Source organism: Peribacillus sp. NPDC096448 (assembly GCF_044762675.1).
Lineage (GTDB): Bacteria > Bacillota > Bacilli > Bacillales > DSM-1321 > Peribacillus > Peribacillus frigoritolerans_B.
Genome location: NZ_JBIWEU010000006.1, coordinates 145,088 through 166,198, shown reverse-complemented (window position 1 = coordinate 166,198; position 21,111 = coordinate 145,088). Strand labels below are relative to the sequence as shown.

General features: G+C 41.8%; 25 protein-coding genes and 1 pseudogene. 10 read left to right on the top strand and 16 right to left on the bottom strand.

The genetic code is table 11. The features are described from left to right. Positions 1-26: 26 nt before the first annotated feature. Positions 27-590: pseudogene (locus tag ACIQ0C_RS12575) on the top strand (SDR family oxidoreductase). Positions 591-656: 66 nt separating this feature from the next. Here the strand turns inward: ACIQ0C_RS12575 and ACIQ0C_RS12570 are convergent. Beyond that, positions 657-1,019, bottom strand: coding sequence for a HesB/IscA family protein (locus ACIQ0C_RS12570; protein WP_063574759.1), 363 nt, complete (start codon positions 1,017-1,019; stop codon positions 657-659). A gap of 172 nt (positions 1,020-1,191) precedes the next feature. On the opposite strand from ACIQ0C_RS12570, the gene ACIQ0C_RS12565 reads away from it, so the two are divergent. Continuing rightward, entirely contained in the window at positions 1,192-1,938 is a 747-nt protein-coding gene (locus ACIQ0C_RS12565) for a DUF2225 domain-containing protein (protein ID WP_403060295.1), read from the top strand. Between the two features lie 53 nt (positions 1,939-1,991). Here the strand turns inward: ACIQ0C_RS12565 and ACIQ0C_RS12560 are convergent, their stop codons facing one another. Continuing rightward, a complete protein-coding gene (locus ACIQ0C_RS12560) occupies positions 1,992-2,228 on the bottom strand; it encodes a YuzB family protein (RefSeq protein WP_063234046.1) in 237 nt (78 codons plus the stop codon). A gap of 287 nt (positions 2,229-2,515) precedes the next feature. On the opposite strand from ACIQ0C_RS12560, the gene ACIQ0C_RS12555 reads away from it, so the two are divergent. Next, entirely contained in the window at positions 2,516-3,583 is a 1,068-nt protein-coding gene (locus ACIQ0C_RS12555) for an NAD(P)/FAD-dependent oxidoreductase (RefSeq protein ID WP_403060292.1), read from the top strand. 94 nt (positions 3,584-3,677) lie between these two features. Here ACIQ0C_RS12555 and ACIQ0C_RS12550 read toward each other — a convergent pair whose 3' ends face one another. After that, entirely contained in the window at positions 3,678-4,007 is a 330-nt protein-coding gene (locus tag ACIQ0C_RS12550) for a YuzD family protein (RefSeq protein ID WP_403060289.1), read from the bottom strand. Positions 4,008-4,174: 167 nt separating this feature from the next. Here ACIQ0C_RS12550 and ACIQ0C_RS12545 point away from each other — a divergent pair, with 167 nt between their 5' ends. Continuing rightward, a complete protein-coding gene (locus ACIQ0C_RS12545; RefSeq protein WP_076368151.1) occupies positions 4,175-4,414 on the top strand; it encodes a NifU family protein in 240 nt (79 codons plus the stop codon). Between the two features lie 182 nt (positions 4,415-4,596). Here the strand turns inward: ACIQ0C_RS12545 and thrB are convergent, their stop codons facing one another. The 5 genes from thrB to yutH form a co-directional block, all read right to left on the bottom strand. Continuing rightward, positions 4,597-5,541 (bottom strand): homoserine kinase, encoded by a 945-nt coding sequence (thrB, locus tag ACIQ0C_RS12540; protein WP_402836098.1) that lies wholly within the window; start codon positions 5,539-5,541, stop codon positions 4,597-4,599. Next, positions 5,538-6,599, bottom strand: a complete 1,062-nt coding sequence (gene thrC, locus ACIQ0C_RS12535) for a threonine synthase (protein ID WP_403060286.1) — start codon at positions 6,597-6,599, stop codon at positions 5,538-5,540. The genes thrB and thrC overlap by 4 nt, the downstream gene beginning before the upstream one ends. Further along, the gene (locus ACIQ0C_RS12530; RefSeq protein ID WP_402836095.1) at positions 6,596-7,894 is read right to left on the bottom strand and encodes a homoserine dehydrogenase; all 1,299 of its coding nucleotides are present in this window, start codon (positions 7,892-7,894) and stop codon (positions 6,596-6,598) included. Before ACIQ0C_RS12530 ends, thrC begins: the two co-directional genes overlap by 4 nt. 188 nt (positions 7,895-8,082) lie before the next feature. After that, on the bottom strand, positions 8,083-8,997 hold the full coding sequence (locus tag ACIQ0C_RS12525) for a L,D-transpeptidase family protein (RefSeq protein WP_403060283.1): 915 nt from the start codon (positions 8,995-8,997) through the stop codon (positions 8,083-8,085). A 105-nt stretch (positions 8,998-9,102) separates the two neighbouring features. After that, a complete protein-coding gene (gene yutH / locus ACIQ0C_RS12520; protein ID WP_403060280.1) occupies positions 9,103-10,104 on the bottom strand; it encodes a spore coat putative kinase YutH in 1,002 nt (333 codons plus the stop codon). Between the two features lie 206 nt (positions 10,105-10,310). On the opposite strand from yutH, the gene ACIQ0C_RS12515 reads away from it, so the two are divergent. After that, positions 10,311-10,808 (top strand): phosphatidylglycerophosphatase A family protein, encoded by a 498-nt coding sequence (locus tag ACIQ0C_RS12515; protein WP_251029116.1) that lies wholly within the window; start codon positions 10,311-10,313, stop codon positions 10,806-10,808. Between the two features lie 60 nt (positions 10,809-10,868). Here ACIQ0C_RS12515 and ACIQ0C_RS12510 read toward each other — a convergent pair whose 3' ends face one another. Further along, positions 10,869-11,636 (bottom strand): TIGR01457 family HAD-type hydrolase, encoded by a 768-nt coding sequence (locus tag ACIQ0C_RS12510; protein ID WP_403060276.1) that lies wholly within the window; start codon positions 11,634-11,636, stop codon positions 10,869-10,871. Positions 11,637-11,659: 23 nt separating this feature from the next. Further along, positions 11,660-12,097, bottom strand: coding sequence for a DUF86 domain-containing protein (locus ACIQ0C_RS12505; protein ID WP_402836088.1), 438 nt, complete (start codon positions 12,095-12,097; stop codon positions 11,660-11,662). Positions 12,098-12,502: 405 nt separating this feature from the next. On the opposite strand from ACIQ0C_RS12505, the gene ACIQ0C_RS12500 reads away from it, so the two are divergent. Further along, on the top strand, positions 12,503-12,769 hold the full coding sequence (locus ACIQ0C_RS12500) for a DUF3055 domain-containing protein (RefSeq protein ID WP_034310182.1): 267 nt from the start codon (positions 12,503-12,505) through the stop codon (positions 12,767-12,769). Between the two features lie 70 nt (positions 12,770-12,839). Then, entirely contained in the window at positions 12,840-13,127 is a 288-nt protein-coding gene (locus ACIQ0C_RS12495) for a cytosolic protein (protein ID WP_402836085.1), read from the top strand. A gap of 30 nt (positions 13,128-13,157) precedes the next feature. Here the strand turns inward: ACIQ0C_RS12495 and ACIQ0C_RS12490 are convergent, their stop codons facing one another. Then, a complete protein-coding gene (locus tag ACIQ0C_RS12490; protein WP_034310177.1) occupies positions 13,158-13,433 on the bottom strand; it encodes a YutD family protein in 276 nt (91 codons plus the stop codon). 112 nt (positions 13,434-13,545) lie between these two features. On the opposite strand from ACIQ0C_RS12490, the gene ACIQ0C_RS12485 reads away from it, so the two are divergent. After that, positions 13,546-14,208, top strand: coding sequence for a YhcN/YlaJ family sporulation lipoprotein (locus tag ACIQ0C_RS12485; protein WP_402836083.1), 663 nt, complete (start codon positions 13,546-13,548; stop codon positions 14,206-14,208). Between the two features lie 39 nt (positions 14,209-14,247). Here ACIQ0C_RS12485 and lipA read toward each other — a convergent pair whose 3' ends face one another. After that, the gene (gene lipA / locus ACIQ0C_RS12480; RefSeq protein WP_063234033.1) at positions 14,248-15,162 is read right to left on the bottom strand and encodes a lipoyl synthase; all 915 of its coding nucleotides are present in this window, start codon (positions 15,160-15,162) and stop codon (positions 14,248-14,250) included. Positions 15,163-15,350: 188 nt separating this feature from the next. Here lipA and ACIQ0C_RS12475 point away from each other — a divergent pair, with 188 nt between their 5' ends. Both ACIQ0C_RS12475 and yunB read left to right on the top strand, forming a co-directional pair. Further along, positions 15,351-16,337 carry a M23 family metallopeptidase gene (locus ACIQ0C_RS12475; protein WP_402836081.1) on the top strand — a complete coding sequence of 329 codons (987 nt, stop codon included), beginning with the start codon at positions 15,351-15,353 and terminating at the stop codon, positions 16,335-16,337. A gap of 86 nt (positions 16,338-16,423) precedes the next feature. Then, positions 16,424-17,173, top strand: coding sequence for a sporulation protein YunB (yunB, locus tag ACIQ0C_RS12470; RefSeq protein ID WP_402836079.1), 750 nt, complete (start codon positions 16,424-16,426; stop codon positions 17,171-17,173). Positions 17,174-17,374: 201 nt separating this feature from the next. On the opposite strand, the gene ACIQ0C_RS12465 is transcribed toward yunB, so the two are convergent. The 4 genes from ACIQ0C_RS12465 to ACIQ0C_RS12450 all read right to left on the bottom strand — a co-directional run bounded on the left by ACIQ0C_RS12465 (position 17,375) and on the right by ACIQ0C_RS12450 (position 21,063). Continuing rightward, positions 17,375-18,292 (bottom strand): HD-GYP domain-containing protein, encoded by a 918-nt coding sequence (locus ACIQ0C_RS12465; RefSeq protein ID WP_403060273.1) that lies wholly within the window; start codon positions 18,290-18,292, stop codon positions 17,375-17,377. Between the two features lie 177 nt (positions 18,293-18,469). Then, entirely contained in the window at positions 18,470-18,772 is a 303-nt protein-coding gene (locus ACIQ0C_RS12460) for a YunC family protein (protein ID WP_034310161.1), read from the bottom strand. Between the two features lie 61 nt (positions 18,773-18,833). Next, positions 18,834-20,219, bottom strand: coding sequence for a bifunctional metallophosphatase/5'-nucleotidase (locus tag ACIQ0C_RS12455; RefSeq protein WP_403060270.1), 1,386 nt, complete (start codon positions 20,217-20,219; stop codon positions 18,834-18,836). Between the two features lie 16 nt (positions 20,220-20,235). Beyond that, complete coding sequence (locus ACIQ0C_RS12450) at positions 20,236-21,063, bottom strand: sulfite exporter TauE/SafE family protein (RefSeq protein ID WP_402836071.1); 828 nt, start codon at positions 21,061-21,063, stop codon at positions 20,236-20,238. Positions 21,064-21,111 lie beyond the last annotated feature (48 nt).

The following is a 21,111-nucleotide window of genomic DNA, read 5'->3' as shown; positions in this document are numbered from 1 at the left end:
GGAATGAATTATCAAAAAAACCGCAAATGACCGTATACGGAATGATCAGGAAAGATGAACGGGCTCAAACGATAAAAGAACTCGGCGGGCATCCAATCCTTGCAGATTTAGAGGGAAATGTGGATAAAGCAGTGGATAACATGGAAGCCATCATTTTTGCCGCCGAATCTGGACCCAAAACAGGGCCGGATAAAACGACAGCTGTGGATAAGAATGGAGCCATTAAACTGGTTGCTGCCAAAAAGAAGGGTTTCGAACGTTTTGTCATGTTAAGCTCTGTCGGTTCTGATCATCCGGAACAAGCCTAAGCAGGAAGGCGCCATTATCTTGAAGTAAAGCATGATGCCGATGAACATTTAAAAGCAAGCGGGCTGACATATACGATTGTCCGGCCGGTTGCTTTGGCAAATGAACAAGCGATCGGAAAAATCTTTGCGGATGAGAAAGTGGATCATACAAATAAGTCCATTCCAAGGGCCGATGTCGCCGCCGTTTTTGCCCAATCTGTCACAGAGGAAAAAACATTCAATAAAACATTCGAGATTTTCAGCGGCACCCTCCCAATCAAGGAGGCCCTGAACAATATTTAAGAGGCAAATAAGCATGAAAAAGGGGCACTTATTAAAGTGCCCCTTTTTTCAATGTATTGGAGTTACTTAGCAGTTCTCCGGCGTACCGGCGTTTTTTGCCGTTTTGAAGGAAGACCCGCAACCGCATGAAGCGATGGCATTTGGGTTTTCGATCGTAAAGCCTCCACCCATCATCGTTTGTTTATAATCAATTACCGTTCCATTCAATATATCTGCATCCTCGGCATTAACAAGGATCTTAATTTCAAACTGTTCCAGCTGGCTATCTTTTTCCCCGGGCTCTTGTTCAAAGCCCATTCCATAGGATAATCCACTGCAGCCTCCGCCTTTAACGGCCACTCTTAAAAAGGAACCCTCTTCACCATTATGTTTCATCATTTCTTTTATCTGAAAAGCGGCAGCTTCCGTTATTTGAACAACTTCACTCACAATAAATCCCTCCTTCTTCTGATATGTGAGATAGAACCATTTCTCTTTATAGTATATACCAAAGAAATTCCCACGCTCAATTTTCCAGCTTGAAAAAATTCATATTCCCCCACCTATTTTACCAACAAAAATTAGTCTATAATAATAGGTATAGGTATAATGAACCAATCTGTTGGACCCGATCCTAAATTACAATAAGGGGGTAATTTCTATCGAAAGTATACATCCTCTATATGACAAAAGCATGGAATGCCTTTTATGCAAACAAAAATCGACCACTAAAAAGGTACGGTCACGTTTTGTAAAAGTTACTAAATATGACACGGACTTTTGTCCCATTCATACTGATTCAGCCGTCAACTCACTTTACTATAATATTTTTGTTTGCCCTCACTGCGGCTTTTCTTATTCCGAGGATTTCTCCCGGTACTTCCCCCCCACTACAATGGAAATCATTTTGGAAAAAGTCAGCTCCCAGTGGGTCCCCCATCATTTTAGCAAGGAAAGATCCATTAAAGACGCGATCAATACATACAAGCTGGCTATTTATTGCGGAGCTTTAAAAAAGGAAAAACATATAATCCTTGCTGGAATCTGTTTACGGATAGCCTGGTTATATAGGATCAACCAAACCAAAGAACAGGAGGAAAGATTTTTGAAGTTCGCCCTAAAGGAATATGAAGCATCCTATTCAAAAGGGGACTTCAGCGGCACCCAGGTATCGGAAGCCAGAATCCTATATCTCGCTGGCGAAATCTCAAGAAGGATAGGGAATGAACAGGCAGCCATCAAGTATTTTTCATTAGTGTTCGAAAGACAAAAAAATGCCCGGGAAGCCTCCATCATCCAGATGGCCAGGGACCGCTTCCAGGAACTTAAACTGACCCAGGAAACAACCAACCCTTTGCTGCAGCATTGATAATAAAAAGGGCTGTTCCTTCCAGGAACAGCCCTTTTATCCGCCATTGATGATTAAAACATTTCAAATTCATCAATGTACTTATATATTTTATCTACCAATTCATCCGTTGTGTCACCAAAAACCACTTCACCGTTTACAAGCGCATATAAGTTACTGGAGCATCTGCCGCAATATCCCAGACAACCATATTCTATGATATCCAAATTCGGATCCCGCTCCAATCTCTCTAGAGCCTCCTGAGCCCCGCTGGCTAGATTGCTTACACAAAATTCAATAATCGGATACATTGTTTCACCTCACAGTTACTAACAAACCATCTTATTACTTTTCCCACTTACAGTCAATATTTACGCATAAAAAATCAGCCGATTTCAAGATATCGGTTGTGATTTCCTTTTATATTCGTTATACTTTTGTCGGGGTACGTAAAAAAAAGAAATTTATCTAATTTTTTATTCTTACTACAAATTGGGGTATATATATTTAATTAAACTTTTAAGGGGACCATTTGGGGGAATCCTATAGTTAAGTGCTAATCAAATTTTTCAAGAGATCAAATAAAGGGGAAAATCATATGAAGAATCTAGTCATACTTGGTGGCGGGTATGGTGGTATGCGCATGTTGCAAAGATTGCTGCCTAATCAGCTTCCTGAAAATGTGAGCATCACGCTTATCGACCGTAATCCTTATCACTGCTTAAAAACGGAATATTATGCTTTAGCAGCAGGTACCATTCCAGATCAACACATCCGTGTTGCATTTCCTGAACATCCTCGCTTGAAGAACGTATACGGAGAAGTACTTTCCATCGATATGGAAAATAAACAGGTCATTATAGAGAATCAAGATCCTGTCGTTTATGATGATTTAGTCATTGGCCTTGGCTGCGAAGATAAATACCACGATATTCCTGGTGCAGACATACACACTTACAGTATCCAAACAATCGATAAATCACGCCGCACATATTCAGCTTTGAATAATTTAGGTGCCGGTGCAACCGTTTCTATCGTTGGCGGCGGACTGAGCGGTGTTGAGCTTGCAAGTGAATTAATTGAAAGCCGTTCAGATTTAAACGTTAAGCTATTTGACCGTGGACCGCATATTCTATCTGCTTTCCCAGAAAGATTAAGTACTTTTGTCGAATCATGGTTCGATAAACATACAATCGAAATTGTCCATCATTCAAATATTACGAAAGTTGAACCAAACCTTCTTTATAATGGCGACGAAGCCGTTCAAAGCGACGTCATCGTATGGACAGCTGGAATTCAGCCAAGTAAGATCATCCGCGAAATGGATATTGAAAAAGACCGTCAAGGAAGAGCCGTTCTGACTCCTCAGCATTTCCTTCCTAATGATGACAGCATCTTTGTAGTCGGCGACTGCGCGAGCCTTCCTCATGCACCTAGTGCTCAATTAGCGGAGTCCCAAGCTGAGCAAATCGTCCAAGTTCTTGTGAAGAAATGGGCAAATGAACCGCTTCCAGAAAGCTTCCCTACAATGAAATTAAAAGGAACATTAGGTTCACTTGGGAAAAAACAAGGTTTTGGTCTAGTTGCAAATCGCCCAATCACCGGCAGAGTGGCACGACTAATGAAATCAGGCATTCTCTGGATGTATAAATACCATAACGGTTGATACCAACCCATTACTGTTACATTTCATAAACTGGCCCAATGAGCTGCATGCAGCTCATTCATGGGTCAGTTTTTCTTATTTCTTCCATTATATATCACACTTGTGCTGAGTACCCATATTTTTCCATAGTTTCCACAACTTTTTTGAGCCGGACATTTCCTTCTGCAATGATTTCACCTTCGATGAGGACCAGTGGATAAAATAAATCTTCCTCGATCATCTTCGCGGCAAAGCTCTTTTGCTTCAACGTTTCTGGGGGGTTATACATATCTATATAGGATATTTTGAACTTCTGTTCAGGAAACTTTCTCGTTAAAGCGGCTTCAAGCCACTCGCAGGTATCTTTTGAAGAGGGGAGATTCACACAACTCGCGCAAATTTGCTCCGCTCCATACACTTCTATCTCAATTTCTTTCATTACCATACTCTTCCTCCTTCATTTTAATATATTTACTTCATCTTGAATACATTTTAGAACCATTCACCTGTTTCCATCTTACCAGAATAATATAGATTATATTTCCGCAAAGTTACAGTTGGATTTTTTATTACCTTCGCATTATAATATGATTAGGAAAGGAGTCGATTGCAATGTCCGACCAACAAACAATGGAAGTCCAAGTTCAAGAGGTTCTAGATAAGCTTCGTCCGTTTCTTCTTCGTGATGGCGGTGACTGTGAACTAGTTGACGTAGAAGATGGAATTGTAAAATTACGATTACTAGGAGCATGCGGAAGCTGTCCAAGTTCGACCATTACGCTAAAAGCTGGGATTGAGCGTGCCCTTCTTGAAGAAGTTCCTGGTGTAGTGGAAGTTGAACAAGTTTTCTAATAGCCCTTTAAAATAACATGCAGCGTATGGATGAAGGATCACTTCTTCTATAAACGTAAGCAGGCCGGAATCTTTTCCGAGCTGTAATAAAAATAAAGCTGACTCGGCTTTTGCCTTATCAAATGAATTGATACGGCTTGACACGGGTCAGCTTTTTTATATGGACGGCAAATGAACATGGCTCACGATTTCAAAAATTTCAATTCCTTTTTTTCCTGTTCTGAAAGGATTGCCGTATAACTTCCATCATTATCGATTTCCAATTCTTTCACAAGGAATTCCGGAAATCTTTCCTTCAATCCACTGAGCAAACCTTCACTTCTTTCTGGAGATGCCAAGCATAAAACAGTTGGTCCTGCTCCGCTTAGTGCCGCACCAAATCCGCCTTCATTCAGGACAACTTCTTCTATAAGCTCTAAATGAGGGACCAACTCCGCTCTATATGGTTGATGGAAACGATCACTTTGCATCATTTCACCAACAAGTTTCCAATCTTTCGATAGTACTCCTGCAAGCATTACATTTGCGGCTGCACTCCCGCTTATCGCATCTTTATAGGAAAGCGAATTCGGAAGGACATTTCTTGAATCCTCAGTTAGCAATTCAAAATTGGGAATGACAGCGATCACCTTGACTCCCTCAATCGGAAACGACACGACATCCGTTTTTTCCTCCGTATGAAGGCCCACAACCAATCCACCATACACAGATGCCCCCGCATTATCGGGATGCCCCTCAAAGAGGGAAGCATGCCTATTCTTCTCCTCATCGGATAAATGAAGCTCACCAACGATGTTCGCCAATTCAATACCCGCCACAATGGCAGAGGCACTGCTTCCAAGACCCCGCGCCAGTGGAATTTCGCTAGAGACGAAAAGCCGGCATGGGGATAGTTCCTTTCCATAGGACGCCGCCGTTTCCTTGGCAATTTGGACGATATAATTACGATCATCCCTTGGAAAAACAGACATTTCCTCTGAAAGCGGGACGACTTCCCAATGATCTGATGAAGATCCGTGTATTTCCAAGTAAAGTCCTAGCGCCAAACCGATGGAATCGAATCCTGGCCCTAAGTTGGCCGTACTTGCTGGTACACGGATCAAAAACATCTCTGATTCTGCACTCATGCCTGTTTCACGCCCTGCAGATGTTCTAAAATGACTTCTTCATCCATTGGCAGCAATGTCGGCTGAATCGTACTTGTATTGACTGCCACATTCGGATCCTTCAATCCATTTCCAGTCAATACAGCAACAATCTTACTTCCTTTTTTGATTTCACCGCTTTTTAATTGTTTATAGATACCTGCAATGGAAGCACATGATGCCGGCTCTGCAAATACCCCTTCTTTTTTAGCAAGGAAATGATAGGCTTCCAGAATTTCCTCGTCTGAGACCTCATCAATTTTGCCTTTGGATTCATTTGCCGCTTCCACAGCAAACTTCCAACTTGCAGGATTTCCAATACGGATGGCAGTTGCAATCGTTTCTGGATTTTCAATAATGCTATCCCGGACAATTGCAGCCGCTCCTTCAGCTTCGAACCCTCTCATTTCAGGAAGGCCCGTTTGTTTCGATTCGTTATATTCTTTAAAGCCTTTCCAGTAAGCAGTTATATTTCCTGCATTCCCGACTGGCAGCGCCAAAATATCCGGTGCGGTGCCGAGAGCATCACAAATTTCGAAAGCCGCTGTCTTCTGCCCTTCAATCCGGTATGGGTTGACCGAATTCACAAGAGTTATCGGTGAGCTCTCACTAAGTGAACGGACGATTTTTAAAGCCTGGTCGAAGTTCCCTTCGATCGAGATGATTTCCGCTCCATACATAACGGCTTGGGCAAGCTTGCCCATGGCGATTTTACCTTCAGGGATGACGACGATACAGCGCAGGTTGGCACGGGCAGCATAAGCTGCTGCTGCCGCTGATGTATTCCCTGTGGAAGCACAGATGATCGTGTCGCTGCCCTCTTCTATCGCTTTGGCAACGGCCATGACCATTCCTCGGTCTTTAAATGACCCCGTTGGATTTGCCCCTTCATATTTTACATGTAAGTCGATTCCCCACTCTTCGGATAATCGATTCAGTCTGATTAATGGTGTATTACCCTCCAAAAGGGTAAGTGCAGGCGTGTTTTCATTAACGGGTAAGAAATCTTTATACGTGCTTATAAGTCCTTGCCAGCTCATTTGATGTCCTCTCCTTCAACTCTGTATGTGCTTTTCACTTCTCTTACCATATTATAATCATGTAATTTCTGTATTATTTGCTCAAATGCAGCCTTTGTCGCAGTATGCGTAACTAATACGATTTCGGAAGATTCCTTTTCATCCAGAGGCAATTGAAGGATTTTATCGAATCCTACCCCATGCTCGGCAAACAAATTCGTGATTTTGGCTAAAACGCCAACTTCATCCTGAACATGTAACCGAATGAAGAATTTAGCGAAAATTTCAGTGGAATCTTTTAATTGTTTCGGAAACTGAGGTGAAACGGCACTGCGGCCATTTACGCCCAGCCTCATATTCTTGATGACCGTCACCATATCCGAAACGACTGCAGTCGCAGTGGGAAGACTGCCAGCCCCCGGTCCGTAGAACATCGTTTCCCCTACGGCTTCCCCATAAACATATACAGCATTATACTCATTATTTACCGATGCTAAAGGATGTGCTTCCGGAAGAAGTGCAGGCTGGACACTTACTTCGACCCTATCCCCTGCCCTTGAAGCAACGCCGATCAATTTCATTGTATAACCAAGCTTCTTGCTATATCTCAAATCCTCTTCGGATATCTCGGTAATGCCCTGTACCTCAACATCATTCAAGCCAATGTTCATTGAAAACCCGAGTGTTGATAGGATTGCCATTTTACGGGCCGCATCCAATCCGCCTACATCGGCTGTCGGATCTGCTTCAGCAAATCCCAGCTCCTGGGCTTCCTTCAATACGTCATCATAAGCTCTGCCTTCCTTGCTCATTTTCGTTAAAATGAAGTTTGTCGTTCCATTGACGATTCCCATCATTTTCGTGATGCGGTCAGAGGATAACCCATCGACAAGACCGCGTAAAATCGGAATTCCACCGGCAACACTTGCTTCATAGAATAAATCACATTGATTCTCGGTGGCCAATTCCAGCAGTTCCGGTCCATATAAAGCCATTAAGTCTTTATTGGCCGTAACGATATGCTTTTTATTTTTTATCGCTTCCATCAGATAACCGCGTGTTTCTTCGATTCCACCCATCACTTCTATTACAACATCAATCTCGGGATTCGAAAGGATATCCTCAGGATTGTCAGTTAACATTCCTTTATCGACCGCGACAAGCCGCTCTTTCGTCATGTCATTCACTAGTATCTTCTTAATGGATATGGAACAGCCCACTTGATGCATGAGCTTGTCCTGATGGCTTTCAATGATTTGTACGACTCCTGATCCGACTGTACCTAACCCCAATAAACCGATCGAGATGGCTTTCATATTTTGGTTCCCCCTTAAAACTGTTTACCTGAAGAAAACATTTGTATTTGTATAGTAGACATTATAAGTTTAATTCATATAATTATCAATAGTTAGAAAAGATGGATGCACGAACTTTTTTCGTCCATCCCTTGAACGAGTAGGAACGGGTAAAGTTAATTTTTTTATGGGAAAACCATTATGGTTTATTACTTAACGCTCTTCAATGAATCATTTGTACCCATTACAATATGTGGCTTTTGCACGGGATCCATCCATTTCAGTAAACTGAGGACATTCTTTTCGGCTGTGGCTGTACATCCCGCCGTCGGCTTTGTACCCCCTCTCCAAATATGGAGAAAGATTGCACTGCCTTTTCCTTTTATGATGGGATTCGTATTATAATTGATGACCGCTCCATACCTATAGAGTTCATGATTCATCCTTTCAAAAGACTTCCATTTAACTGCAGGATTTCCCTTGTAGGTTTTCCACTTGTTATAATCCTTGGATGTCTGATCATCAATCCAGTAGTCATATTTGGTCGTTTTCTTATAACTCATTTTCATTCCGGCCGGCTTCGTTTCGCTTCCAAAGGCCGTACCAAAGGAATAAATTCCTGCCGGGGATTTCCCATCACCCTCTTTTTTGCTCTTCGTGAAACCGTTCTTCCCAATGACACCCTCCATCTTCTTCAATGCCCGGCGCCATTCCCCTTGTTTCTTCTCATAAGTTTGGATCGTGACCTTCGTATCACTCATGGATTTACCTGTCGCCGATACAACTTGGTTAACGCCTTTTCTCGTATCGAATTTCTTCAGAAGAGCTTTTTCATCGGTACTGAAAACCTCTTTTACATCTGCCATATTGATATATGCGGTCTTTTTTGAGTGACAGATCTTATACCAGTTTCCAGTTCTCCCGCTTGCCGATAATTCTTTATTTTTCTTATAAGTTTTTAATGTTTTACTGGCAGCCGACGCCTTTTCTTTCACATCCGCTTCAGACTTCATGACAATCTTGAATTGAGTCGCTTCGCAACTTGTTTTCGTTTCAGCTTTCGCAAGATTCGCCGTTTGGATGATTAAAAGGGCTATAAGGGCGGCCATCATCAATCTTTGCATGATCCCATCCTTCCGTAGTGATCAAATATCTAATTATTCTAAAAAATCTTGTTATCATCATAACATAGTAAGTAAGGATGAATCATATTTCTTTCCCGTTTTTATCTAAATCCAGTCAATTTTAGGCAAATCATATTGCTTGGCAGGGACCTCTGCCAATTCATAAAAATGTTTGAGGAAGGACTCATATTGTTGGGAGGATTTCGTGATCGAAAATATTTTATCCTCCAATTCATTCGACCTTGATTCCGTCGTTTTTGAAAAATACTCTTCCACCGTTTCAAAATAATGAATGGGAAACAGCATCCTCGAATATAACAACCGGGCTGAAAAACTGGAGAAGGGTTCTATGGACTGATATTCGTGAAAGAAATGGCCAATGCCCCGCTGATGGGTATGCACATTTTGAAAATAATGTTCCCTCACCCATTCCGCGACATCCCTGGTTCCGTGGTCGAATACCCAATCGAACGGATTTTTCATCCACTTATTGCTTTTCCAGGTATCATGTAAAAAACGTTCATAACATACCGTTCCGCTATCGACAATTTGCGGGGTATCATCAATTTCCGTGTCGACTAAATATTGAATCGCATTTTCACCCAGGACCATATAATAGGGAAAGGTTTCTATAAATAATTTTTCAAACTGGTTATCAGGATGGGCGTTGAGCTTATCCCGCCAAATCTTTTCTAACTGATCGATCCTTTGTTCCCAGAGTTCTTTCCATTTACCGATCCTTGAACATGTTCGAATCGTTTCATTAATCGTTCTCCCACGCTGATGGAATCTTGCCAGACGTCTTCCTGGGTTGAAGTTTTTCGGACCTTCCAATGCCTGATTGGCAAGAAGGATGAATAATTGTTCATCCGCTTCCGAAACATAACTTCCATGATTGGCAAGGACAAAGGCGGATACATGTCGATCACCTTGTGAAATCAGATGTTGAGACATTTTATACCGTTCCACCAATTCCTCCTGCTCCATATTTTCAATGGGAACGATACTGTACACCATATTTCCTGAACGGAAGCTTGGAAACCTGATATTGGCTTCTTCAAGCTCCACCCGAATACCATAATTATTAAAAATGATTTCTTCTATCATGGAATGGCCCCCTTCATCAAATGGATATAATAGAAATATTGGACATCATATACTTATATATATGTGGAATAACCCGTTTTCTGAATGATTATCGAAACCTTATTAGAAATTCCAATCCAAACATCCTCCATAGGTTTTCAGTTTAATCAAATCAAACTACCTGCATTAGAACTATCCCTTTAAAATATAGAGAAATGGGTGATGAAATGGCTAATATTGAACAATCAATGTCTGAAAAAACGGCTCGAAAATGGCTAATTGAACGAGGAGTGAAATTGGAGGATATCGCTGAGCTTGTCATGTATTTACAATCTAGCTACCATGAAAATCTCCAAATGTCCGATTGCCTTCACAATGTCGAACGGGTCCTTTCAAAACGCGAGGTCCAAAATGCCATCCTTACCGGCATACAGTTGGATATCCTAGCTGAGAAAAAACTGCTTGAGGAGCCTCTGCTGAGCATCATTGAAATAGATGAAGGCCTATATGGGGTCGATGAAATATTGGCTTTTTCAATTGTGAATGTTTATGGATCCATCGGCTTTACCAATTATGGTTTCATCGATAAACAAAAGCCGGGGATCTTAAAATATTTAAACGATAAAAGCACAGGTAAGGTGAACACCTTTTTAGATGATATCGTTGGGGCAATTGCAGCTGCCGCTTCAAGCCGGCTTGCCCATAGAACCGAAAATGCGGAATAGTAAACCAATGAGATTCACGACATGAAAAAACCAGGGCTGCATTCGCAGGCCTGGTTTTTTTCATTCGAAGCGCCATAAGTCAAGGGTGTCCACCACATGCGTAGGCTGCTCCTTATATTGCATCAAGCGTTCTTTTGTCGTTACGCCAGTATGTACAAGCAGTGTATCGATCCCTGCATTAATGCCAGCAAGGATATCCGTATCATAGTTATCTCCAACCATGATTGTCTCTTCTTTAGGCACCCCTAATACTCTTAGGGCTTGTTCCACTATGACGGATTCAGGTTTTCCAATGAAAATCGGCTGTACCTGGGTCGAAACGGAAACAACGGAGGTCAAGGAACCATTCCCAGGCAAAAGGCCTTTCTCGGTAGGAATGGCAATATCACCATTGGTCGAAATGAAAACAGCACCATTTCTTACAGCAAGACAGGCTTTTGACAACTTTTCATAATTGATGCCGCGGTCGATGCCCATAACCAGAAAATCCGGATGCTCTTCCACAAGCTTCATTCCTTTTTCCTTAAGAGCCTCGATGATGCCTTCTTCACCCACCACATAGACCGATGCACCTTTCTTTTGTTCAGCTATGTAATTGGCAGTCGCCATGCTTGTCGTAAAAACCTGGTCATCTTCCGTCGATATGCCGATGCTCCTCAATTTATCCGCTACCTGTGCCGGAGTCCGGGATGAATTATTGGTGACGAATAAATAAGGGATATCCCTTTTCCTTAAGTCATTAATAAACCCTGCCGCTTCCGCAATTTGTTCTGTTCCGCGATACATCGTGCCATCTAAGTCAATTAAATATCCTTTATACGACTTCATTTGAATTCGCCTTCCTAACGCTGCTAGTTTTTAAAAGCTGAAACAGGTCCCAATTCATTTGTTAAATAGTTCCTTACCAAATCGGGGAATTGCTTGAATGCCTCGATATTTTCCGAAAATACGGCATGCAGTTCTTTGTGATCCACTTCAATGAAGTCTTGAACCAGCATTTTCCTTAATGGCAAAACCTTTTTGAATTGTATCGCTTTTTCTTCCGAAATCACTTTCTCATCTTGAAGGATATCGATAATATCTTCGTAACTTCCTGGATCACGCATAATGAAACCATCAATTACCGCATTTCCTACATCCAACACGGAATCGATGGAAGTTTGTATAAGCCTTTCAGCGATAAGTTCCGAAAGGTCTCCATCCCAATTATCATGCCCCTCAAAAAGTCCAAGCTGCTTTTCAAGAAAACCTAATATTTGTTCAATCTTTTGGCGGTCTACAAAGTACATTTTTTCCAGATCCTTTCTGATCTAAGATGATATAGGGAATCATTGGTTGTATGAGCGGCATAGTTAAAACCCTTTACCGAACCAACCTTATTCCTTGATAATACCATAGCTTCTCCCTTACTCTCAATTCCTTCAACCACAACCATTTTACCATCCCATTACTAACAGAAGCGGCAGCTTCCACATTGCCTTCCCGACTGGAGTGCATTTGGCAGACGTACATTCCACGATCCCATTTATATTCTTGCCATTTTCATTTAATCGATGAATGCCATTATTGCTGGAGGTCCCCAACAGGAGCAGCGAAGCTCTTCAGATGGAAGCCCCGAAAAATGTCTGTTCCCCTATTGAAGTCACTTTGTTATGATGGAAATACAAATGTGAAGATACGAAGGGAATGATACTATGGAAGATCGTTTTTATTTATACAATGACGTCGTTGATTCAAAAACCCGGTTCATAAGCTTCATGGGAGAGGAGTCAAGATTCGATCTGGCCATAACGGCAACCGATCGTTTCTATGGAAAGAAGCTTGTTTTAAATATGCAGAGTAACCGCTTCGCGATTATTGGGCCTGATGATTTAGAAGAGGAAGGCTATCTTGAGCATGCCTTTCAATTGTCAGAAGCTGAAGCCGAAGAACTACGTCACTTTTTAATGGAAATCGTCTAAGTGCTGAAGTTTTTTAACTTAAACGGGAAACCTACTGAATGTAAGATCGATTACATGAGGGGGGATTATCTTGGACAAAGAAGAATACCACGATTTTTCCAATGTCGAAAAACAGAGGGATTATTTAATTCCTGAAGAATTTCCCGAAGGACCTTTTGGATCACCCATAGCAAAAGATGCACCAGTTCAGAATAAAAACACCCCGTGGCAGGAAGGGCAACGATATCAAAGTGCCTTTAATTATGAAAATAAATCGTTACACGAGGGTATACCTCGACAATATCCTGGTGCTCATCCGACACATGATGATTCAGAAAAAGATGAACAGCCTCCATATAAAGGATATGGCAACTCTTAACATGGAAGGCCAGAGTGAATTCTGGCCTTTTTATTTCTTTATTTTCTTCACGACGAAATAAGGACAGCCAAAATTGCAGTATTCATATAAATATTCACTAAGTGTGCTTATTTTCGTATCAAAGGTCGCTTTCTGATTGGAATCATCAAAAAATCCACGCAGCCTCAATTGCCCGTAACCCCAATCCCCCACTATATAATCATACTTCGTTAAAATCTCACTGTATCTGGCTTTAAACGCTTCTTCGTTATAGCCTTCCCTTTCATCCTCAATTATTTCATAGGTCATGTTATTGATGTTAATCATTGTTTTCACCTCTCATATATACATTCCTTCTTAAATTATAACTGATTCCCCATCAATTACTAAGCGAAAAATAGAGAAATATGTTCATCCTAAAGTTATGGGGGTGTTATTGATGAAAAAAACAATAATAACGATAGGTTTAAGCTCGATTATTGCACTAACCGGATGTGCTGATAAAGAAGAAGACCAGGGGCTCGGTGCAAAAAACAATGCCGGTAACCCAACAAACGTAAATAATCCAACTCAATATTATGATGAGGATTATCGTAATAATGACAACAAAAGTGATGATTTCGGTTTTACCCGCACCAATAGTGCAACCATTGACGGCCGTAACATTTCCAACAAAGCTGCTTCCATTGACCGTGAACAACTTTCTGATGTCATTTCTAAACTGAGCGTTCAGATTCCAAATGTCAATGATGCCGCCACCCTCGTTACTGATGAGGAAGTTCTTGTCGTTTATGATACCAATAACAAGGATCGGACGGAAACCGCAGACCAAGTTAAACGTACTGCCATGTCCGTCGTGCCTCGCTACTATCATGTCTACGTCAGTGATGATTATCAAAACCTTGCCCAAGATGTCGAGAATTTCGCTACAGTGAAATCCGGCAGCAGGGGGATTGACTATACGATCGAACAAACCATCAAAAGAATGCTGAAGTCGCCTCAAGGATACAAAATGAGTGACGAAGAAAATGAAAACGGGGAAATGGTTAACGATAAAAGAGATCATCATGATAACATCCATCAAAAAATGGATAACCGTTGAATACAAAAGGACCGAATTTTTTCGGTCCTTTATTTCACTCTATTTCAATAATTCTTCACCTTTGTTTTGCTTATGTTTCGCCGCAGCATTAACCTGTTCATCCGCATGGTAGGATGAACGGACAAGCGGACCGGATTCACAATGGCTGAAGCCTTTTTCCAATGCACGTTCCTTCAGTTCAGCAAATTCCTCAGGCGTGTAGTACTTCAGCACCTTTAAATGCTTTTTAGTCGGCTGCAAATACTGGCCGATCGTCATGATATCCACATTATTGGCCCTCAGGTCATCCATGGTCTCGAGGATTTCCTCCCGCGTTTCACCCAGACCTACCATTAAACTGGACTTTGTCGGTATTTCCGGATACAGTTCCTTGGCTCTTCTTAAAAGCTCCAATGAACGTTCGTACTTGGCCTGAGCCCGTACACGATCGGATAAACTTCTGACAGTCTCTATATTATGGTTCAGGATATCCGGTTTAGCATCCATCAAAGTCTTGATATTTTCAAACACCCCGCCCATATCAGACGGTAATACTTCAATTGATGTAAATGGATTTTTCCGACGGATGGCACGGACCGTTTCAGCGAAAACTTCAGCGCCCCCATCCTTTAAATCATCACGGGCAACAGCTGTAATGACGACATGCTTTAAATTCATCAAAACAACGGAATCGGCAACACGCTCCGGTTCAGCCCAGTCCAGTTCATTCGGACGTCCAGTCGTCACAGCACAAAAACGGCAAGCCCTTGTACAGATTTCACCTAGAATCATGAAAGTAGCCGTCCTTCTTACTGCCCAGCATTCGTGAATATTCGGACATTTTGCCTCTTCACAGACAGTATGAAGATTTTTCTCGCGCATCATATTTTTTAAACCAAGGTAATTTTCGTTAGTATTAAGCTTTATTTTCAACCAATCTGGTTTTCGAAGAATTTCTTTATTTGTAGAAGACATGAAAAATGCCACTCCATTCTATAGAAATTAACACACCCTACTTTAACAATAAAAAAGCATTAATACAAGTTATAGTTGGTTTCCCATTATTTATTTTTCATGTTTATTGCCAAATCAGCAAAACTATAAAAGATGGATGGACTGATGTCTTTTAATAACGGAGAATATCATGAAAGGAGCCTGCCCCGTTGAAAAAATTATTCCTTCTTACGATAACTTGTTTGTTTATTTTGGCACCAGGCCAAGGCGCTAATGCTGCGGATGCCCCTGATGCTTATGCAGGGAGAATGGCGCTATATAAAAATATGGAGGCTACCCTCCAAATCCCGTGGTATTACCTTGCTGGAGCTGATCAATATGAGCACAGCCTAAGGGCTGCACGAAGGGATTTAGAGCCGGCAAAGGGTTTAATAGGCATCCACATCGAGCCTTCAAAGTGGAGCGGGGCTCTCAATCCTGACTTAAACGATGTTAACCCGCTCACGATCACATTTTTTGATGGGTTGGGCCAGGATGGCAATGGTGATGGCAAAGCAGATATCACTAATGATACCGATCGATTGTATGCTTTTTCGAAGCATCTCCAATCGTATGGTGCAGATGAAGATAATATCCGGATCGGCTTGTGGGATTATTATAAACGGGATAAAGCCGTCAGCATCATTATCGGCAATGCCGAGATTTATAAGAAATATGGCCGGTTGGATCTACATGAAAAGGCCTTCCCGGTTCCAGTACGGACTCATTATACGTACTTGAATACATGGGGAAGCGCCCGCGGATGGGGCGGAAGGAGAATCCATGAGGGCACTGATATTTTTGCGGATTATAGCCTTCCGGTTCGTTCCACGAGCTACGGAATCATTGAAATGAAAGGCTGGAATAAATTCGGCGGTTGGAGAATTGGGATACGGGATCTAAATAATACCTATCATTACTTTGCCCATTTAAGCGGCTTCGCCAAAGGGTTGAAAGTCGGACAAATCGTCGAGCCCGGACAAGTCATCGGGGGTGTCGGCAGTACAGGTTACGGTCCTCCAGGAACTTCCGGGAAGTTCCCTCCTCATCTTCATTACGGAATGTACAAAGACAACGGAATCACAGAATGGAGCTTCGACCCCTACCCTTATTTAAGATTGTGGGAAAGGAAAGATCTGGCCAAAAAGCAAAAGTGAGCGGCGTGAATTTTACGCTGCTTTTTTTTGATTCGAACATAAACCCCTGAACTTGATGCATAGTTATTAGTAAAGGGGGCTAAAGCGTGTTCCGAAAAAGATTTCGAACGAAGAAATTCCGAAAAAAGGGGCCTCTTCCCACCCGAAAAGTATTTCTCTATTCATTTATCCTGTTCATCATATCAAGCATCATGACTCTTTGGTACGTGGACAAATCAATCGAACCCGTAATCATGAGTGTAGCCGAATATGAAATAAAACGGATTGCAACGGAAACGATTCATGAATCGGTTGATGAGAATATAGCCAAGGTTGATATGAACAAAATCATCACCAACAACAAGGGTGGTGATGACTCCAGTTCTTCCTATAGCTTCAATCCGGTCATATATAGTGAATTGCGGGCTAACATTACGAAGGATATTCAAAAGAAGCTTGGCATCAAACAGGGAAACCCTTTTAAAACAGGTTCAGCCAAAATAAATGATGAACAATATAAAAGTGTTGTCTATTATATACCATTGGGTGTCGTAACCGGGAATAACCTCCTTTCCAATTACGGACCTGAGATCCCAGTGAAAATGTCGGTCATCGGGAATGTTGAATCGGATTTGAGGACAAAACTGACAAACGCAGGCATCAATAATGTCTATTATGAATTGATTGTGGACTTTGATGTCAATATTCAAATCGTCATCCCCTCTTTCACAAAAGAGACCAAGGTGAGTCAGGAAGTGACAGTCGGAAGTCTGCTGATCGAAGGTGATGTTCCAAGTTATTTCAGTAACGGAAACGGTTCGGTTGCACCTGCCATCATGAAGGAAAACAAGGAATGAAAAAACCAGCTTATCCTTGAGGTTAGGCTGGTTCTTGTATATTGAGACATTTCATGATAAGCAAATGCAGGTTTTTATTCCAGTCCACTTCATAGGGCTCTTTAATCTGCTCGCCATCTTCTTCAAGTATCCTTATCATGGGGCGGTCTCCTATCCCTTTATATTGAGCGGATACTACCCCTTTCCTCCCAACATTCAATTCTACGGATAGACCATTGGGATAAATGGCAATGCCCTGCGGAAAGCCTCGATGATCGTATTGTCGAACTTTTTCCCGACCCCGGCATAAAGGACTTCCAATCCCTGATGCGGCAGCATGGCCTTACGGTAAACCCGATTGGAAGTAACGGCATCAAACACATCGGCAACGGCAATGATCTTGCCAAAATAATGGATTTCATCCCCTTTTATCCCACGGGGATATCCAGATCCGTCTAACCTTTCATGATGCTGATAGGCACAATTCGCAACTAAAAGTGAAACGGTATGAACATTTTTGATTAGATGAAATCCGTAATCGGCATGTTTTCGGATTTGTTCAAACTCCTTTTCCGTCAGCTTACCGGGTTTACGGAGGATTTCCAAAGGCACGAGCATTTTGCCGACATCATGTAAAATCGCTCCTAGCCCAAGAATTTCGAGATTCTTATTATTGATATTCAATTCCATCCCGATCGCCAAGGTATATAATGTCACATTGAAAGAATGTGTGAAGATATAGTCATCGTATGTATAAACGTCGGCCAATAAAGTCATTAGCTCTTTATTCCTTTTCAGCTCGCCCATGATGTTCCGTACTATTTGGGTGAACTTCACGTTAGCCTGCTCTATCTTGAATGATCCATCAAGGCTCATTTTGTTTTTCATGTCCAGGAAAGTGGTTTCAATCGTATTAATGGCTTCTCTTCTAAGTTTCCCGGAAACTGGGGGCTTTGGAATAATGTCATCCGTCCTGGAATCCTGAATGTAAACAAAGGGAATATTAAGGGACACCAGTCGATTGATCATTTTCTGCGTTAATGTAAGACCCTCGCACAATAGGACATGATTCCGCTCATTATAGATGTTTTTACCGAGCCTTGCTCCAGGGCTTAGGGACTTTGTAATAGCTAGCCTCATACTTGTACTCCGTTTTCCCATTCAATATTTGTAAATCAAGCCGATTATTTCCTTTATAAGGATTATCGGAAAATATTTTGATAAATGAACCTTTTTGAACAAATTTATTGAAAAAATATCAGCATTTTCTTTGATAAAAAAGTAAGGCCCCCTCTGGTAGAAAGAAAGCCCACCTTTTCAAATCATTTTGATTAATGCCTCTTTACCAATCATTCCTGGATGTATGCCCTTTTCCACAGCCTCCCAGGTAACTGATTCAAGCGGCGCTTCCAATAACTCTTCAATCGATTTGACTCCTGTGGCTCTCCCTGCAAGGATTTTACGATCTCTCAATTTATCGTTCAGCAGTCCAACATCTAACGCACCGCACATTATATACCCTTTTTCGGACGCGACAGCAAGTAAGTTCGTTTTGGGCAGTCGGACAGAAATGGCTAGGAATGTATGATTATCAAGAATTATTGGGATCATGTTAATCAATTGGTTTCGCCCCTTTCTTCCCCATACTTTATGATAAAAAGGGCAAAACCGTGATTTCGCGTCAGGCGTTCGTGTATATTTTTTTCAGCTTCCATAAAAGGATATCCCGTAAGAATTCCGGCAGTAAGTATTCCTTGCGATTGGAGCGCTGGATACTTGGAAAGAAGTGCCCGAACGTGAACATATCAGGTATTGCCAGTTTATAGGACTTATCCGTCTGCAGTTTCTCTCCTTTTATAAGTATTCCTTTTACGATTCCATTCTCCATTTCGTTAAATTCAATTTGATCATAATGCATGGCTCCCATGATTTTTCCACGGAAACCGAAACCTTTCACCTGAATATGAGGCCACTCCTGATTTCTCGATTGCATTAAGATTTCCTTTAATTCATTCCCATTAACTTCAACGACGCAGGGATTGATGGGATGTGGGCAGATTCTGTGAACATCGCCTTTTGTGACAGGTCCCTTCGGAAGCCCTTCGAGCAGAAGACCTGCATTCAAAAAGGAACAATCCGCCTGACTCCACTCCCTTAGGGCCTCCCCAAGGATTTCCGTCAAAGGACTTCTTTTGAACCAATCATTATCCAGTGCCTGCGGTAAGTCCACTTCAACCTGTTTTAGCGTTTCCCCTCCGGCCTGGTATATCTCTTCAATCCATGACCGTTCATTCTCCAATTCCAAAAAGTCATTGGTATCATAAAGAATGGCACTCTTCTGGCTAATTTTCTTTTCCTGATTGACGATCATTTCCACCTGTCCAACAAAGAAACCATATTTCCCTGCACCGCAAAGGAGTGTATCATTGATCAATTTACCTTGGTGGAGGATATGGTGGGTATGCGCGCCAAGTATGATATCAATCTCCGGAAAGTCCTCTGCCATCCTCTCATCATCATGGATGCCCAGGTGGGAAAGGATGATGATTACATCCGCCTCTGTTTTGACCCTTTCGAGCTGTGCCTTTAACTCGACGAATGGTTCTTTTATTTCCCAGCCCATTGCAGAATAAAACTTTTGAAAAAATGCGGTCAAACCTATCATCGCGATTTTGGTCCCTTTTACCGTTGTATGTATCCAATATGGCAGCGCCCATTCAGGCCTTTCATTATCATCGTAATAAATATTGGCTGCCAAGACCTTGAACCTTGCATGATCATATAAGGAGTCCAACGCTTCATGAGGTAAAGTGATCCCTTCATTATTGCCGATGGTCACATATTGGTAGCCCGCTTCATTCAGCAGTTCAATATTTCCTTTACCCAACGTACCTTCTGTATATGGATGCCAGCGGTCTACATGATCTCCTATATCCAGTATGATCGCTTCTTCTCCCGTTTCTTGATGAAGTTGTCTTCTTTCTTTAAGAAACTTATCAATACGAGGCCAATTCTCAAAATGACTATGGAGATCATTGGTGTGATATAAATGAATGATTTCTGACATCATTTCTCCTCCTCGTTTATCCTGTAATACCTTGGTATATAAGACGTAAGCCAATGATTATCAGCACTATTTTCAACATATTTTCCAGCGACGCACTCTTTAGGCGCGTATTTATGAATGCGCCCAATTTAGCACCGAACCACGCACCCGGAATCAAGGCAAAAGCATATGGCCAATTTACATTTCCAAGGGAAATATGCGTAATCGAATTAGTGATGGAAGATAGAAATACCATGAACATCGAAGTCGCTACAGCCATATGCGGAGGGAAAAAGAAAAGAAGCATCATGACAGGAACCATTAAGGCACCGCCGCCAATTCCAAATAACCCGGAGCTGAATCCCACGACAAAAGAAATCAATACAGCTAACAGGGGGTGATAGCCATAGGAAAATGAATGTCCATTTTCTGTTTTATACGTTTTCACTATTTTCCCTTTCCCAGGCTTGAAAAGCATGGGCTTCAAACGATTTTTCACTAATAACACGATAGCCATGAAAACCATGAAAATTCCAAAGTACAATGAAAAAGCTTCGGCGTTAAGGTTTTTATTCACATAGGCCCCCATTATTCCACCAGGTGCACTGCCAATAAAAAAGATTAAGCCGGCCTTATAATCCACCACCTTATGTTTTAAATAAGCTAAAGTGGAAGATAGGCCGGTAAAAATCATGATTACGGTTGAAACACCTACGGCGACCTGTGGAGACAGCTCATCGATAATATTTGTAGATGTACCTAAATATAAAAGGGAAGGCACAATGATTATGCCGCCGCCCAGACCGACAAGTGCGCCGACTGATCCCGCTAATAATCCAATACCCACTAATACTAACCATATCATGAAGAAATCCGCCTTTATCTGTTTGTGAGGATATTACCTCTACTATCT

Coding starts and splice junctions, on each gene's coding strand:
- lipA (WP_063234033.1), bottom strand. CDS start 15,162: ATGTCTTCTACAAATAAAGAAATTCTTCGAAAACCAGATTGGTTGAAA.
- ACIQ0C_RS12455 (WP_403060270.1), bottom strand. CDS start 20,219: ATGTCAGAAATCATTCATTTATATCACACCAATGATCTCCATAGTCAT.
- ACIQ0C_RS12525 (WP_403060283.1), bottom strand. CDS start 8,997: ATGCAAAGATTGATGATGGCCGCCCTTATAGCCCTTTTAATCATCCAA.
- thrB (WP_402836098.1), bottom strand. CDS start 5,541: ATGAGTGCAGAATCAGAGATGTTTTTGATCCGTGTACCAGCAAGTACG.
- ACIQ0C_RS12555 (WP_403060292.1), top strand. CDS start 2,516: ATGAAGAATCTAGTCATACTTGGTGGCGGGTATGGTGGTATGCGCATG.
- ACIQ0C_RS12515 (WP_251029116.1), top strand. CDS start 10,311: ATGGCTAATATTGAACAATCAATGTCTGAAAAAACGGCTCGAAAATGG.
- ACIQ0C_RS12450 (WP_402836071.1), bottom strand. CDS start 21,063: ATGATATGGTTAGTATTAGTGGGTATTGGATTATTAGCGGGATCAGTC.
- ACIQ0C_RS12550 (WP_403060289.1), bottom strand. CDS start 4,007: ATGGTAATGAAAGAAATTGAGATAGAAGTGTATGGAGCGGAGCAAATT.
- ACIQ0C_RS12510 (WP_403060276.1), bottom strand. CDS start 11,636: ATGAAGTCGTATAAAGGATATTTAATTGACTTAGATGGCACGATGTAT.
- ACIQ0C_RS12505 (WP_402836088.1), bottom strand. CDS start 12,097: ATGTACTTTGTAGACCGCCAAAAGATTGAACAAATATTAGGTTTTCTT.
- ACIQ0C_RS12465 (WP_403060273.1), bottom strand. CDS start 18,292: ATGAGGCTAGCTATTACAAAGTCCCTAAGCCCTGGAGCAAGGCTCGGT.
- ACIQ0C_RS12485 (WP_402836083.1), top strand. CDS start 13,546: ATGAAAAAAACAATAATAACGATAGGTTTAAGCTCGATTATTGCACTA.
- ACIQ0C_RS12545 (WP_076368151.1), top strand. CDS start 4,175: ATGTCCGACCAACAAACAATGGAAGTCCAAGTTCAAGAGGTTCTAGAT.
- thrC (WP_403060286.1), bottom strand. CDS start 6,599: ATGAGCTGGCAAGGACTTATAAGCACGTATAAAGATTTCTTACCCGTT.
- ACIQ0C_RS12490 (WP_034310177.1), bottom strand. CDS start 13,433: ATGATTAACATCAATAACATGACCTATGAAATAATTGAGGATGAAAGG.
- ACIQ0C_RS12530 (WP_402836095.1), bottom strand. CDS start 7,894: ATGAAAGCCATCTCGATCGGTTTATTGGGGTTAGGTACAGTCGGATCA.
- ACIQ0C_RS12500 (WP_034310182.1), top strand. CDS start 12,503: ATGGAAGATCGTTTTTATTTATACAATGACGTCGTTGATTCAAAAACC.
- yutH (WP_403060280.1), bottom strand. CDS start 10,104: ATGATAGAAGAAATCATTTTTAATAATTATGGTATTCGGGTGGAGCTT.
- ACIQ0C_RS12560 (WP_063234046.1), bottom strand. CDS start 2,228: ATGTATCCGATTATTGAATTTTGTGTAAGCAATCTAGCCAGCGGGGCT.